The organism is Neorhizobium huautlense (assembly GCF_002968575.1).
GTDB classification, from domain to species: Bacteria; Pseudomonadota; Alphaproteobacteria; order Rhizobiales; family Rhizobiaceae; genus Neorhizobium; species Neorhizobium huautlense.
In genome coordinates, this window is sequence record NZ_PVBM01000021.1 from 94,070 (window position 1) to 107,642 (window position 13,573).

At 62.1% G+C, this 13,573-nt stretch carries 12 protein-coding genes and 2 pseudogenes; 12 read left to right on the plus strand and 2 right to left on the minus strand.

Going from position 1 to position 13,573, the window contains the following annotated elements; translation table 11 throughout:
- The first annotated feature begins 44 nt into the window (after positions 1-44).
- The 7 genes from phnK to C5L12_RS20700 all read left to right on the plus strand — a co-directional run bounded on the left by phnK (position 45) and on the right by C5L12_RS20700 (position 5,081).
- Positions 45-821 (plus strand): phosphonate C-P lyase system protein PhnK, encoded by a 777-nt coding sequence (phnK, locus tag C5L12_RS20670; protein ID WP_105373946.1) that lies wholly within the window; start codon positions 45-47, stop codon positions 819-821.
- A gap of 13 nt (positions 822-834) precedes the next feature.
- Positions 835-1,542, plus strand: a complete 708-nt coding sequence (gene phnL, locus C5L12_RS20675) for a phosphonate C-P lyase system protein PhnL (protein WP_105373947.1) — start codon at positions 835-837, stop codon at positions 1,540-1,542.
- Positions 1,539-2,153 carry a DapH/DapD/GlmU-related protein gene (locus C5L12_RS20680; protein ID WP_105373948.1) on the plus strand — a complete coding sequence of 205 codons (615 nt, stop codon included), beginning with the start codon at positions 1,539-1,541 and terminating at the stop codon, positions 2,151-2,153. Before phnL ends, C5L12_RS20680 begins: the two co-directional genes overlap by 4 nt.
- A gap of 103 nt (positions 2,154-2,256) precedes the next feature.
- Positions 2,257-2,970 carry a DUF1045 domain-containing protein gene (locus C5L12_RS20685; RefSeq protein ID WP_105373949.1) on the plus strand — a complete coding sequence of 238 codons (714 nt, stop codon included), beginning with the start codon at positions 2,257-2,259 and terminating at the stop codon, positions 2,968-2,970.
- Positions 2,967-4,106, plus strand: coding sequence for an alpha-D-ribose 1-methylphosphonate 5-triphosphate diphosphatase (locus C5L12_RS20690; RefSeq protein WP_105373950.1), 1,140 nt, complete (start codon positions 2,967-2,969; stop codon positions 4,104-4,106). The genes C5L12_RS20685 and C5L12_RS20690 overlap by 4 nt, the downstream gene beginning before the upstream one ends.
- The gene (phnN, locus tag C5L12_RS20695) at positions 4,106-4,693 is read left to right on the plus strand and encodes a phosphonate metabolism protein/1,5-bisphosphokinase (PRPP-forming) PhnN (RefSeq protein ID WP_245422981.1); all 588 of its coding nucleotides are present in this window, start codon (positions 4,106-4,108) and stop codon (positions 4,691-4,693) included. Before C5L12_RS20690 ends, phnN begins: the two co-directional genes overlap by 1 nt.
- A gap of 82 nt (positions 4,694-4,775) precedes the next feature.
- Positions 4,776-5,081, plus strand: a complete 306-nt coding sequence (locus C5L12_RS20700; protein ID WP_105373951.1) for a hypothetical protein — start codon at positions 4,776-4,778, stop codon at positions 5,079-5,081.
- Here C5L12_RS20700 and polA read toward each other — a convergent pair.
- Positions 5,075-8,059 (minus strand): DNA polymerase I, encoded by a 2,985-nt coding sequence (gene polA / locus C5L12_RS20705; protein WP_105373952.1) that lies wholly within the window; start codon positions 8,057-8,059, stop codon positions 5,075-5,077. The two genes, C5L12_RS20700 and polA, sit on opposite strands and share 7 nt — an antisense overlap.
- Before the next feature lie 406 nt (positions 8,060-8,465).
- Between polA and C5L12_RS20710 the strand changes: the two genes are divergently transcribed.
- Positions 8,466-8,897 carry a MarR family winged helix-turn-helix transcriptional regulator gene (locus tag C5L12_RS20710; RefSeq protein ID WP_105373966.1) on the plus strand — a complete coding sequence of 144 codons (432 nt, stop codon included), beginning with the start codon at positions 8,466-8,468 and terminating at the stop codon, positions 8,895-8,897.
- A gap of 21 nt (positions 8,898-8,918) precedes the next feature.
- On the opposite strand, the gene C5L12_RS20715 is transcribed toward C5L12_RS20710, so the two are convergent.
- Positions 8,919-9,437, minus strand: coding sequence for a DUF6428 family protein (locus C5L12_RS20715; RefSeq protein ID WP_105373953.1), 519 nt, complete (start codon positions 9,435-9,437; stop codon positions 8,919-8,921).
- Between the two features lie 42 nt (positions 9,438-9,479).
- Here C5L12_RS20715 and C5L12_RS28820 point away from each other — a divergent pair.
- The 4 genes and pseudogenes from C5L12_RS28820 to C5L12_RS20730 form a co-directional block, all read left to right on the plus strand.
- Positions 9,480-9,824, plus strand: a pseudogene (locus C5L12_RS28820) (ArsR/SmtB family transcription factor); the annotation flags it as partial.
- Positions 9,825-9,899: 75 nt separating this feature from the next.
- Positions 9,900-10,334 (plus strand): annotated as a pseudogene (arsN2, locus tag C5L12_RS20720) (arsenic resistance N-acetyltransferase ArsN2); the annotation flags it as partial.
- Positions 10,335-10,347: 13 nt separating this feature from the next.
- A complete protein-coding gene (gene arsK, locus C5L12_RS20725) occupies positions 10,348-11,556 on the plus strand; it encodes an arsenite efflux MFS transporter ArsK (RefSeq protein WP_105373954.1) in 1,209 nt (402 codons plus the stop codon).
- Between the two features lie 127 nt (positions 11,557-11,683).
- Positions 11,684-13,072, plus strand: coding sequence for a M20/M25/M40 family metallo-hydrolase (locus C5L12_RS20730; RefSeq protein ID WP_105373968.1), 1,389 nt, complete (start codon positions 11,684-11,686; stop codon positions 13,070-13,072).
- Positions 13,073-13,573 lie beyond the last annotated feature (501 nt).

Below are 13,573 nucleotides of genomic sequence, written 5' to 3' on the forward strand. Positions count from 1 at the left end.
GCGGTTGTGGCTTACCCCCCTCTGACATTCAAGGACAAGACGCCATGACCGATACCCCCCTCCTCAAAGTCAGCGGCGTCTCGAAATTCTACGGCAGCCGGATCGGCTGCAAGGATGTGTCCTTCGATCTCTGGCCCGGCGAGGTGCTGGCCATCGTGGGTGAATCCGGCTCGGGCAAGACGACGCTGCTCAACTGCCTGTCAACCCGGCTGATGCCGACGACAGGCAGTGTCGAATACCGCATGCGCGACGGCAATTTCCGCGACCTCTACCACATGAGCGAGGCCGAACGCCGTTTCCTGATGCGCACCGACTGGGGCTTCGTGCATCAGAACCCGGCCGACGGATTGCGCATGACGGTATCTGCCGGCGCCAATGTGGGCGAGCGCCTGATGGCGGTGGGCGACCGGCATTACGGCAAGATCCGCGAGACGGCCACTGACTGGCTTACCCGCGTCGAGATCGGCACCGACCGCATCGACGACCAGCCTCGGGCCTTTTCAGGCGGTATGCGCCAGCGGCTGCAGATCGCCCGCAACCTCGTCACCGGCCCGCGTCTCGTCTTCATGGACGAGCCGACCGGCGGCCTGGACGTTTCGGTCCAGGCCCGCCTGCTCGACCTTGTCCGCGGCCTTGTCAACGACCTCGGCCTCTCGGCCATCGTCGTCACCCACGACCTTGCGGTGGCGCGGCTGCTTTCCCACCGGATGATGGTGATGAAGGACGGGCATGTGATCGAACACGGGCTGACCGACCGGGTGCTCGACGACCCGCGGGAGCCTTACACCCAGCTTCTTGTTTCTTCGATCCTGCAGGTCTGAGGGAGATATTGCGATGGCCACCCCCCTCGTCGTTTCCGAAGTCTTTAAAAGCTTCACCATGCATCTGCGCGACGGCATCAAGCTGCCGGTCGTTAACGATGTGAGCTTTTCGGTCGCAAGCGGCGAATGCGTCGTGCTCGGCGGCCCGTCAGGCATCGGCAAAAGCTCGATCCTGAAAATGCTCTACGGCAACTACGCCGTCGATGCCGGGCAGATTCTCGTCGATCACAAGGAAAAACTGGTCGATATCGCCCGGGCCGATCCGCGCACCGTGCTCGACGTGCGTCGCCATACCCTCGGTTATGTCAGCCAGTTCCTGCGAACCGTGCCGCGTGTTTCTGCGATCGACGTGGTCGCCGAACCGCTCGTCGCTCGCGGGATCGGAGCGCCGGAAGCAAAAGAAAGGGCTTCCGACCTGCTCGCAAAGCTCAATCTGCCGCGCGAGCTCTGGAGCCTGCCGCCTGCCACGTTCTCGGGCGGCGAGCAGCAGCGCGTCAACATCGCCCGCGGCTTCATCACCAGCCACAGCATTCTGCTCCTCGATGAGCCCACGGCTTCGCTCGATGCGGTGAACCGGCGCGTGGTGGTGGATATGATCGCCGAGAAAAAGCGTGACGGCGTGGCACTTCTTGGAATTTTCCACGACGAGGAAGTCCGTGAGGCGGTGGCCGACCGCATACTCGATGTCACCCAGTTCTCACCGCGAAAGGCCGCAGCATGAGCGTCAAGGTCGGCCTTGAGCCCGCCATCCATCCAAGCGCTAGTGTCAGGAATTCAAACCTTGGCCGCTATACGGAAGTATCCGAGCGCTGCCGGATCGACGAGGCGGAGATCGGCGACTATTCCTACATCATGCAGGACGGCTCGATCTGGTGCGCAACCATCGGCAAGTTCGTCAATATGGCGGCGTCCGTGCGCATCAACGCCACCAACCATCCGACATGGCGGGCGACGCTGCATCATTTCACCTATCGTGCCGCAAATTACTGGGATGATGCAGAAAACGAGGAAGACTTCTTTGAATGGCGGCGCGACCATCGCGTCGTCATCGGTCATGACGTCTGGATCGGACACGGAGCAACGGTCCTGCCGGGCGTGACCGTCGGCAACGGCGCCGTGATCGGCGCCGGCGCCGTCGTCTCGAAGGATGTCGCGCCCTACACGATCGTCGGCGGCGTGCCGGCAAAGCTCATCCGGGAACGCTTCACAAAGGAGATAGGCGAGGCCATGGACCGGCTTGCATGGTGGGACTGGGACCACCTGAAACTCAGAGCCGCACTGGATGATTTCCGTGCCCTTTCTGCGGAAGAATTCCTTCTCCGCCATGGCTGACGCATCATCATTATGTCATGGAAATCTTTTAGCCGAGGTCCTGTTTCGGAGCACACCGACCGGCTAATCTTCCTTCACCCTCCTGATTCCTCGGATCCTTGCCTTGCGCTACGCTCTCTATTTTTCGCCTTCCGAAAGCCATCCTTTGACAAGGATGGCATCCCATTGGCTCGGACGCGATGCCTTTAGCGGTGAAATATTCCCGACACCCGAGGTGGATGGACTGCCGGGAGAGACAGTCCGTGTGCTGACTGCCGATCCGCGGCGTTACGGTTTCCATGCAACGCTGAAGGCGCCCTTCGAGCTGCATCCCGACCGCACGGAGTCGGAACTGATCGCCGCCACGGAACGCTTTGCTGCCGACACGCCCGCTTTCGACATCCCAAATGTCATCATCGGCCAACTCGGGCGGTTCTTTGCGCTCGTGCCGGACACGATCTATCCCGAACTGCAGCATTTCGCGGCCCAGACGGTGGAAGAATTCGAGCCGTTCCGGGCGCCGCTCACGGATGCCGATATCGCTCGCCGCAAACCGGAAAACCTGAGTGCCGCCCAGCGCGCCAATCTCGACCGCTGGGGTTATCCCTATGTAATGGACGAATTCCGGTTTCACATGACGCTCACCGGCCAGGTCCCCCCCGAACAGGCCTCTGCCATGCGCCTTGAGCTAGACCGCCGATTTGCCGCATTTGCGCATAAGGCGCTTGCCGTCGATGGGCTTGCGCTGTTCATCGAACCTTCGCGCGGCGCCCCCTTCCATGTTCATCGCTGGTTCCCGCTGGCGCGCAGCGCCGCAAACAGAAAGATTGCCTCATGACCGCCGAACTCGTGCTCACCAACGCCCGTATCGTGCTGGAGGACAGCGTGATCCACGGCTCCGTCCAGATTCGCGACGGCAAACTCGCCGACATTTCGGAAGGCCTCACGCGGACGGGAGAGGATTTCGAAGGCGACTATCTGATCCCGGGCTTGGTGGAATTGCATACCGACCATCTGGAACAGCACTATTCGCCGCGTCCCGGCGTGCGCTGGAACACGATTGCGGCAATCCAGGCCCATGACGCGCAGGTGGCGACCTCCGGTATCACCACCGTCTTCGATTGCCTTCGCATGGGCGCGGACGAGGACGGGGGTTTTGTCAGGGGCGAAATGCGCGAGATGGCCGACGCTATCCATGCGGCAAGCCAGGAGGGCCGGCTACGCTCCGAGCACCTTATCCACCTGCGCTGCGAGGTCTCGGCCGACAACGTGCTCGAACACTTCGTGGATTTCGAGGATGATCCCTATGTCCGGCTCGTCTCGCTGATGGATCATGCGCCCGGCCAACGCCAGTTCCAGACCATGGATCAGTACGTCTTCTACTACAAGAAGAAGCGTGGCCTGACCGACGAAGCCTTCGCGAAGTTCATTGCCAAACGGCAGGAGGAGTCGGCACGCAATTCCACCCCGCACCGCCTTGCCATCTCGAAGGTCTGCGCCGAACGCGGTATTACGGTCGCCAGCCACGACGACGCCACATTGGCTCACGTCGGCGAGGCAATCGAGAACGGCGTACGGCTGGCGGAATTTCCGACCAGTTTCGATGCCGCGAAAGCGTCGCACGAGGCGGGCATGAGCGTGTTGATGGGCGCGCCGAACATCGTGCGCGGCAAATCCCATTCCGGCAATATCGCGGCTCGCGACCTGGCCGAACGCGGCGTCCTCGACGTGCTTTCCTCCGACTACGTACCGCTCAGCCTCCTGCATGCGCCATTCGTGCTTGCCGATGAAGTGGAAAGCATTTCCTTGCCGAAAGCCCTTGCCATGGTGACCGCGACGCCTGCCCGGACCGTTGGTCTTGATGACCGCGGCCGGATAGAGACGGGTCTGCGTGCCGACCTCGTCCGTGTCCATCACGAGCAGGGCGTGCCGGTGGTCCGCGCCGTCTGGCGGGAAGGCAAACGGGTCGCCTGATGGACGCGCGGCCGGAAGACGCCGGGCCTTCCGGAACGATGGTCGTGGTGGTCGGTCCGAGTGGCGCCGGCAAGGACACGCTCATGGCCTATGCCGCCCGGCATTTCGCGGGAAATGAGCGCGTCGTTTTTGCTCGCCGGGTCATCACGCGCGACGAGGCGGCCGGCGGCGAGGACCATGATGCCGTTTCCGAAGAAATGTTCGAAACGCTCGAAAAAACCGGTCGTTTTGCCGTCTCCTGGAGCGCCCACGGACTGCGTTACGGCATTCCCATCGAGACAAAAGCGGCGGTCGAGCGCGGGCGGCTTGTCGTCGCAAACGGCTCCCGTTCGGCCCTCAGCCGCTTCAAGGCCCTCTATCCGTCCCTTTTCGTCATCAACGTGACCGCCAGCACCGATGTCCTCGCGGCGCGCTTGGCGGCCCGCGGCCGGGAGACGAAGGCGGAAATACTTCGCCGCCTGGAGCGCAGTTCCCTTACCGTCACCGGCGACTATCGCGTGATAACGATCGACAACAGCGGTTCGGTAGAAACGGCAGGTCATTTAATGGTCGAAGCGCTCCACAGCTGCATGCCCGCGTCAAGATAATTCGGCAAAAACCTCCACCCCACGCTTTAAAGTCTTCCCGCAGGCTCTATTTGCCTTTTCCTGTGTAGTAACGAGGAAAAGTATGAGTCAGATCAAACCGCGTGACGGACAGCAGGAAACCGTGGCAATAGCCGACCTTGAGGCCCGCGTGGTCGTGCTCGAGATCGTTTCGATGACCGCGCTCGCGCTTGCCATGGACACCACCGACAATGCGGATGTTGAATATGCCCGCGGCATCACAAGCCTGATCATGGAAACGGTGCAACAGCGTTGCGGCGAAATGAACATGCCGGCCGAGGCCCGTCTGACCGCCTGCTCCTATGCCGACGAACTACTGTCCACGGCGCTTCAATCTCTCTATCCCAAAGGACATGGAGCCGGTCAGTGAGCCTCGTCCCAATTGGTTGCGGCCCGCGCGTCGACCTTCAGCGGCACCCTCATGGCTATCGCAGGCATGGCGGCCTGCTCCATGGTCGAGACAATCACGGGTAGCGCGCGCTCCACTTCGTCATCCTCCACCTCGAAGATCAGTTCGTCATGCACCTGCAGCAGCATGCGAGCCGAGAGCCCGGCATTGGCCAGCGCCGGCTCCATCTTCACCATGGCCCGGCGGATGATGTCGGCCGCCGAACCCTGGATCGGCGCATTGATCGAAGCCCGCTCGTTGAAAGCCCTGACCGAAGGGTTGGAAGACTTGATCTCCGGGTAGTGAGCGCGACGGCCGAAGATTGTCTCTACATAGCCATTCTCGCGGGCGAAATTCTTCGTGCTTTCCATATAGTCGCGGATGCCCGGAAACCGCTCGAAATATTTCTTGATGTATTCGCCGGCTTCCGACCGCTCGATGCTGAGCTGGTTCGCAAGGCCGAAGGCCGAAATCCCGTAGATGATGCCGAAGTTGATCGCCTTGGCGCGCCGGCGAACCTCGCTCGGCATTCCCTCTACCGGCACGCCGAACATTTCGGAGGCCGTCATGGCGTGAATGTCGACGCCATCGGAAAAAGCCTGGCGGAGCTGGGGGATATCCGCCACATGGGCGAGCACGCGCAGTTCGATCTGGCTGTAGTCGGCCGAGACCAGCTTGTGGCCCGGCGTCGAGATGAAGGCCGTGCGGATCTTCCGCCCTTCCAGGGTGCGCACCGGAATGTTCTGCAGGTTCGGCTCGGAAGACGACAGGCGACCGGTCGTTGTGGAAGCCAGCGAGTAGCAGGTATGGACCCGCTTGGTTTGCGGATGCACATAACCCGGCAGAGCATCCGTGTAGGTCGACTTCAGCTTGGTGAGCTGGCGCCAGTCGACGATCTTGCGCGGCAGTTCGTGCCCGGCGGCGGCCAGATCCTCCAGGACGCTTGCCGAGGTCGACCACTGGCCGGTCTTCGTCTTGGCGCCGCCCGGCAGGCCCATCTTGCCGAACAGGATGTCGCCCAGCTGCTTCGGCGAGCCAATTGTGAATCTTTCACCGGCCAGCGTATAAATCTCGTCCTCGAAGGCCGCAGCTCTCTGGGCCAGCTCGCCGGAAAGGCGGGAGAGTATCTGCCGGTCGATGGTGATGCCGCGTTCTTCCATATGGGCGAGGACAGCCACCAGCGGGCGCTCCAGGCGCTCGTAGATACGCGTCAGGCCGGCCGCGGCAAGTTGCGGCTTCAACGCCATCCAGAGGCGCAACGTCACATCGGCATCTTCCGCAGCGTAGACCGTCGCCTTGTCGATATCGACGAAGTCGAAGGTTACTCCGGCCTTGCCGCTGCCGGCAACATCCTTGAACGTGATCGGCTTGTGGTTCAGCCAGCGTTCCGAAAGCGCGTCCATGCCATGGTTGGCCTTGCCGGCCTCCAGCACATAGGACATCAGCATAGTGTCGTCGTAGCTTTCGACGGTGATGCCATGGCGTTTCATCAGGAGATAATCGAATTTCAGGTTCTGCGCCACTTTGAGAACCGAGGAATCCTCCAGTAGCGGCTTCAACCGGGCGAGCGCCTCGCGCATCGGGATCTGGTTTTCGGCAAGCCCTCCGCCGAGCAGGTCGCCGACTCCCGTCTTGTGGTTGAGCGGGATATAAGCCGCGCGGACATCAAGGCCGGTCGGGCTGTCGATATTGTCCGCCAGCGCCAGCGAGAAACCGACAAGCTCCGCCTGCATCGGATCGAGCGACGTGGTTTCGGTATCGAAGGCGACGAGGCCCGTATCGCGGGCCGCCCTGATCCAGTCATCCAGCATTTCCACGTCGCGGATCGTCACGTAACAGCTCGGGTCGAGCTTGGCATTCGCGAAGGCGTCGATGCGGGCCTTGGCAAGTTCGGCCGGCGTCGCCGCATCCGTTCCTTTGGCAACCGGCGCCTTGGCCGCGTTGGCAGGTGCCTTGGCCGCGGCTTCTCCGGTGTCTGCGGGCGTTACAGACCCGGCATCGAGATCGGGGCCTCGGGCGGCGTCGCCCCATTCGACCTTGACCACGGCGGGCTCAATGGCGTCCGCATCACAATCGCAGGCCGCCGCAACACGCCGCGTGAGCGTGCCGAATTCCATGGTCTTCAGGAATCCGATCAGCTTCGGTCCGTTCTGAGGCTCCAGCACCAGCGCATCGAGCGGCAGCTCGAGCGGCACATCGGTGCGCAGCGATACGAGCCGGCGCGACAGCCGCGCGAGATCGGCATTGGCGACGATATTTTCCCGTCGCTTCACCTGCTTGATCTCGCCGGCCCGCGCCAGGAGCGTATCGAGGTCGCCGAACTCTTCCAGAAGCTGGGCCGCCGTCTTCGGGCCGATACCCGGGATACCCGGCACGTTGTCCACCGAATCCCCGACCATCGCCTGCAGGTCGATCATCTTTTCCGGCGGCACGCCCCATTTCTCGACGACGTCGGGAATGCCGATCTGCTTGTCCTTCATGCTGTCGTACATGTGGACATTCGGCGTGACGAGCTGCATCAGGTCCTTGTCGGAGGAAACGATGGTCACGTCCGCGCCGATCGCCTCGGCCTGCCTGGCATAGGTGGCGATAATATCATCCGCCTCGAAACCTTCCGTCTCGATGCAGGGCAGATTGAAGGCGCGGGTCGCTTCCCGAATCAGGCCGAACTGCGGGATCAGCTCTTCCGGGGGCGCGGAGCGGTTTGCCTTATAGGCGTCGTAGAGGTCCTTGCGGAACGTCTTGGCCGAATAATCGAAAATGACGGCGAAATGGGTGGGCGTGACGCCGACGGACGTATCGCGGGCGTCGGTCAACAGCTTCCATAGCATATTGCAGAAGCCGGAAACGGCGCCAACCGGTAGTCCGTCGGATTTTCGGGTGAGCGGCGGCAGCGCATGGAAGGCGCGGAAGATGAAGCCGGAGCCGTCGATAAGGAAGAGATGATCGCCTTTTTTCATGGGCCAAAGCAATAGCGTGGGGCATTCGTTCCGTCCACGAAAACTTGGGCTGGCGCGGGTTAGCAAAGCCTCACCGGAACGTTACCGATTTGTAATGGCCCGATGCCTTGAAAAGCTCCGTTGCGGCGCACATCTCAGCAGTACCGGCGACTGATCACGCCGCAGTCTGGAAAACGGCCTGTCCCCCGCCGCACCAGACCGGGCAAAGACCTACCCCCCTCTCCGGGTCTTTGCCCTTCCATCGGAACCGCCATGGCTGTCCCCTCCCGGCCATGGCGGTTTTTCCGTTTTAAGAGCACAGAAAGACTTGTCATTTCCCGTGTCTTCGCACAGGCTTGGCGAAAGCATGGCCTGCGATATATCCGGCTGCCCCATAGGCAGATCGGAGAGGATGGAGACCGAAGCCATGGCATTCGACCGCTCGCGTTCGGCGACCTATCTTGCCGGTCAACTGGCCAAAGGCTTCGCGCGCTCACTGCAGACGCGATCTGCGGCACTGGGCTTTTCTCCGGGACAGTTTCCCGTCCTGCTCGAACTGTGGCAGGAGGATGGGCTGACCCAGAAACAGCTTCTCGACCGGCTGGAGGTGGAGCAGGCAACGCTGGCCAACACCCTCTCCCGCATGGAGCGCGACGGTCTCATTCAGCGCACACCGCATCCCAACGACCGACGGGCGCAAATCATCACACTGACCCAGGCCGGCCGCGATCTCGAAGCGGAGGCCGTGGAAGCCGCAGCCGACGCAGATGCGGCCCTTTTCGAGGGGTTCAAGCGATTTGAGCGGGAGCTGATGATCGAATACATGCGGACGATCGTGGAGACCGCGCGCAAGCTCTGACAGCTCCATCAACCGCCCGTATCAGGAACAGCACGCGCCGCTTGCCGAGGACGGTCCGCAACAGGCGGCCGCCTTCCGGCTTTCCTCGGCCAGCCAACGGTCGCGAGGCTTGCAGCTCGCCGGCCGTGGCGACAATTCCACATGCAGGGCGCCATCCCCAAAGATGGGAAGCGACGCACAAAAGAGCTGCATCGGCTGCACGCCGTCACTCACCTCGAAGGTCAGCTTGGCGGATCCGTCGAGCCGCACATGCTCGGACACCTTGCGGATGATCTTGGAGAACTTCGCCGCCGGCATGTGCGTCCTGTCGCCTTCTTCGATATCCCAGAGCTGGACGAATATCTCCGACCATGCTTCGGGATTGGCGCCGCAATCAAGCGCGGAGAAATGGCCGGCCTTCACCTCGGTCACGTGATAGCCTTGCTTGATGGCCTTGCCCTCGTAATGGAATACCAGCGGCACCTCCGCGTGACTGGCAAGCGTGTCGAGCATCAGGCCAAGAGTGATATCAGCGGCGCGGGGCTTGTCGATCGCATTCATTTGCGCTACTCCTTGTTTCAATATTTCAAGGATCATTGAATTATGGAGAAACGTCAAGCCCTCGCATCCTTCGGCGCGCTTTCGCAGGAAACGCGCCTGGAGATTGTCCGGATGCTGGTCATCGCCGGACCAACGGGAATGCACGCGGGAGCGATTGCGGAGAAGATTGGGACGTCGCCGTCCAACATCTCCTTCCACCTCAAGGAGCTCGACCGGGCGGGGCTGATCGGCCAGCAGCGGGAATCGCGATCGATCATCTACAGCGCGAAATACGACGCGCTTTCAGACCTCGTCCGCTTTCTGATGGAGGACTGTTGCGCCGGGCATCCAAAAATCTGCAAGCCTGCTGCCACCGTCACCGCCTGCGGCGGTCCTTCGAACAAGGAAAGTGCGATCGGGGACCCTGAAGGTACAACGTCGCTTAGTTTGCAATCCATATCCGGAAATGACGCCGACCTGCGTATTGCTCTGACTGCCGCGGCACTGCCGACCGACGATCTGACCGAGGACGGTCGCCACTTTTTCCGGATTGCCCGCGGCACGGATACCCTCGGCTTCGGCGGATACGAACTGCATGACGGAGACGCGCTGCTGCGGTCGCTCGTCATTCTCCCGGACCACCGCGGCAAAGGCCTTGGAGATCTGGCAACCCGCCTTCTCCTTGAGAGCGCCCATTCAGCAGGCGCCCGGCGAGCTTATCTTCTGACCACCTCGGCGGCCTCGTTCTTCGAACGCCTCGGGTTTGAAAAGATCGATCGGTCGGCGGCTCCGACCGCTATCCTGCAAACCCGGCAGGCGACGTCCATCTGTCCGGCCTCGGCGGCACTCCTCGCCAAACCGCTTACGCCGGGCGCCGACGCGAACGTTGGGAAGAAGTCGGAAGACTTGAACGCATGAGCCCCAGAACCTTATGAGTGCCCGCATTCCGATTGCTCCCATTGCCGCCCTCGGCATCACCCAGATCATCGGGTACGGCACCCTCTATTACAGCTTCAGCATCCTGGCGCCGGACATGGCGGCATATTTTGCCTGGTCAACGGAATGGATCTTCGGGGCATTGTCTGCGGCGCTTCTCGTCGGCGGCCTGGCCGCTCCCTGGCTCGGCTCGCTGTTCGACCGCTGGGGAGCAGGACGCGCCATGACCCTCGGTTCGGTCGTTGCGGCTGCAGCTCTCACGGCTTGCGCCATGGCGCCGGGGAAGATCGCCTTCGTTGCCGCATTGATCGCCATAGAGGTTGCGGCCAACGTCGTGCAATACGGCGCTGCTTTCGCTCTTCTTGTCCAGCTCCGACCCGAGGTTGCGCAACGAAGCATCACCTATCTGACCCTTATTGCCGGGTTCGCCTCGACGATCTTCTGGCCCCTAACGTCGGCTCTGCACGAACACCTTTCCTGGCAGAACGTCTATCTGGTCTTCGCGGCCCTGAACCTCCTGATCTGCATGCCGCTGCATGCCTGGCTGGCGCGTGGCGCAAGCGCCCGGGAACCTCTCGAAGCAGCAGTGCCTTTGCGGGCGGAAGGAGTACTCGCTCCACGATCGCGGCGCCTCGGATTCGCCCTTATGGTCGCAGGCTTTGCGCTGCAGTCGCTGGTCAGCTCGGCAGCGCTGGTGCACATGGTGCCGCTACTGTCGGCGCTGGGGCTCGGCGCCACCGCCGCAATTGTCGGCACGCTTTTCGGCCCTTCGCAAGTTCTTAGCCGGCTCATCAATATGCTGCTCGGCCGCGATCTGCAGCCCCTCCACCTGGCCACGATCGCGGCAGCGCTGTTGCCAGGCGGCGTTCTGGTACTGATCCTGACCGCCCCTTCCGTGCCGGGAGCCATGGCTTTCGCGGTAATCTTCGGCATGGGCAACGGGCTTCTCAGCATCGTCGCCGGCACCTTGCCGTTGTCGCTATTCGGAAGCGAAGGTTACGGCAGGCTGCAAGGCAAGATGATGGCGGCGAGGCTCATCACGTCCGCGATCGCGCCTTTTGCGCTGGCCTTGTCGATGACCTGGATAGGCGTCATATGGTCATTGGCGGTGACGGCGGGGCTGGGCGCGATTGCGGTGCTTGCCTTCGTGCTCATCGGCCGCCTGGCCGGCCACCAGCGGGCGACAGGCGAACCGGCGCCCTAGCACACAAACGTCGCTTTGCCATTGTGCCTTCATGCATAGGCTTGCTAACAAGGAGCGCGCCACCACGGCTGACTCTTCCTCGTCCGGAAGAGCCAAGGCCTCGCATTTCAAAGACAGGGATCTTTTCATGACCGATCTTTCCGCCGTCCTCGATCGCGCCGACCAAAACCTTCCCGCCAGCCTCGAACGTCTGTTCGGCCTCGTCCGCATCAAGTCGATCTCCACCGACCCGGCCTTCAAGGCGGATTGCCGCAAGGCGGCCGAATGGCTCGTTGCGCAACTTACGGAGCTGGGCTTCGAAGCCTCGGTACGCGATACGACCGGTCATCCCATGGTGGTCGGCCATCATCCGGGACCGCATGCCGATGCGCCGCATGTGCTGTTTTACGGCCATTACGATGTGCAGCCGATCGACCCGATCGAACTCTGGGAGGACGATCCTTTCGATCCCAAGGTGAAAGACCTAGGCAACGGGCGAAAGGTCATCACCGGCCGCGGGACCTCGGACGACAAGGGCCAGCTCCTGACCTTCGTCGAGGCTTGCCGGGCCTACAAAGAGGTTCATGGCAACCTGCCGGTGCGGGTGACGGTTCTTTTCGAAGGGGAAGAAGAGTCCGGCTCGCCGTCGCTCAAACCCTTCCTCGAAGCCAATGCGGCGGAACTCACGGCCGACTGCGCGCTCGTCTGCGATACCGGCATGTGGGACGGCGATACGCCGGCCATCGCCGCAGCCCTCCGGGGACTGGTCGGGGAGGAACTGACGATCAAGGCGGCCGACAGGGACCTTCATTCGGGCCTTTTCGGGGGTGCTGCCGCCAATCCCATCCACATCCTCACGGATATCCTGGCCGGCCTGCACGACGAGACCGGGCGGGTGACGCTGGACGGTTTTTATGACGGCGTCGAAGAAACCCCGTCGAACATCAAGGCCGGCTGGGAAACGCTCGGCCGGGACGCGAAGTCCTTCCTGGGCGAGGTCGGCCTTTCGATCCCGTCGGGCGAGAAGGGCCGCTCGGTTCTGGAACTCACCTGGGCGCGTCCGACGGCCGAGGTGAACGGCATCTGGGGCGGCTATACCGGCGAAGGCTTCAAGACCGTGATCGCGGCCGAGGCCTCCGCCAAGGTATCGTTCCGCCTCGTCGGCCAGCAGGAGCCGGCCAAAATCCGCGAGGCCTTTCGCGCCTATGTCCGGTCAAGGATCCCCGGTGACTGCTCGGTGGAATTCCACGAGCATGGCGCTTCGCCGGCAATTCAGCTCTCGTACGATTCCCCGGTTCTCAGCAAGGCCAGAAACGCGCTGTCCGACGAATGGACCAATCCTGCCGTCGTAATCGGCATGGGCGGGTCAATCCCGATCGTCGGAGATTTCCAGAAGATGCTCGGGATGGATTCGCTGCTTGTCGGCTTCGGCCTCGTCGACGACCGCATTCATTCGCCCAATGAGAAATACGACCTGAAGTCCTTCCACAAGGGCATACGCTCCTGGACCCGCATCCTGGCGGCGCTGGCCGGCTAATCGGGCCACATAGAAAAGGCCCCGCAGTTTTCACTGCAGGGCCCTCAAACAAAAAGGCCGGGCAAGCCCGACCTTTCCACTCCCATTCATGGGTGCCAGTACATCCGTGGTCACTCTCAATGGGACAAGCATTTCCGACGCGGCCGCTTCGCGACCTCAAAGAAGTCAACGCGGCTCTAGCGGTCATCGTCTCTCCGAACGGTAAACATCCCGTTAACGCGGAAATGGATATCGTCTCAAGACGGCACGGTTTCCCGTATTTGCCGTTACACGCAGTCCTCAAGCGCTTGGCTCAAACCTGCGGTGCGTCGGAAACGCCATTGAACCCTAGATAGGAAGGCCTTTTCCGATTTGCAAGGGTGCTCGAAAGACCCAAATCGGGATAGGGGGGAGCCTATTGGCTCCGCCCCTCCCACACCACCCGGCATGCGGGTCCGCACCGGGCGGTTGGAGCAGTTGAGGTCGTCAGGCCCGTAGTTCTCCCGGCCTGGCGCCTGGGTT

Excerpts from the sequence above, each read along its gene's own strand:
- C5L12_RS20690 (WP_105373950.1), top strand. The coding sequence starts at position 2,967 with ATGACCGCCGAACTCGTGCTCACCAACGCCCGTATCGTGCTGGAGGAC.
- phnL (WP_105373947.1), top strand. The coding sequence starts at position 835 with ATGGCCACCCCCCTCGTCGTTTCCGAAGTCTTTAAAAGCTTCACCATG.
- C5L12_RS20730 (WP_105373968.1), top strand. The coding sequence starts at position 11,684 with ATGACCGATCTTTCCGCCGTCCTCGATCGCGCCGACCAAAACCTTCCC.
- C5L12_RS20710 (WP_105373966.1), top strand. The coding sequence starts at position 8,466 with ATGGCATTCGACCGCTCGCGTTCGGCGACCTATCTTGCCGGTCAACTG.
- polA (WP_105373952.1), bottom strand. The coding sequence starts at position 8,059 with ATGAAAAAAGGCGATCATCTCTTCCTTATCGACGGCTCCGGCTTCATC.
- C5L12_RS20700 (WP_105373951.1), top strand. The coding sequence starts at position 4,776 with ATGAGTCAGATCAAACCGCGTGACGGACAGCAGGAAACCGTGGCAATA.
- phnN (WP_245422981.1), top strand. The coding sequence starts at position 4,106 with ATGGACGCGCGGCCGGAAGACGCCGGGCCTTCCGGAACGATGGTCGTG.
- C5L12_RS20715 (WP_105373953.1), bottom strand. The coding sequence starts at position 9,437 with ATGAATGCGATCGACAAGCCCCGCGCCGCTGATATCACTCTTGGCCTG.
- phnK (WP_105373946.1), top strand. The coding sequence starts at position 45 with ATGACCGATACCCCCCTCCTCAAAGTCAGCGGCGTCTCGAAATTCTAC.
- C5L12_RS20680 (WP_105373948.1), top strand. The coding sequence starts at position 1,539 with ATGAGCGTCAAGGTCGGCCTTGAGCCCGCCATCCATCCAAGCGCTAGT.
- arsK (WP_105373954.1), top strand. The coding sequence starts at position 10,348 with ATGAGTGCCCGCATTCCGATTGCTCCCATTGCCGCCCTCGGCATCACC.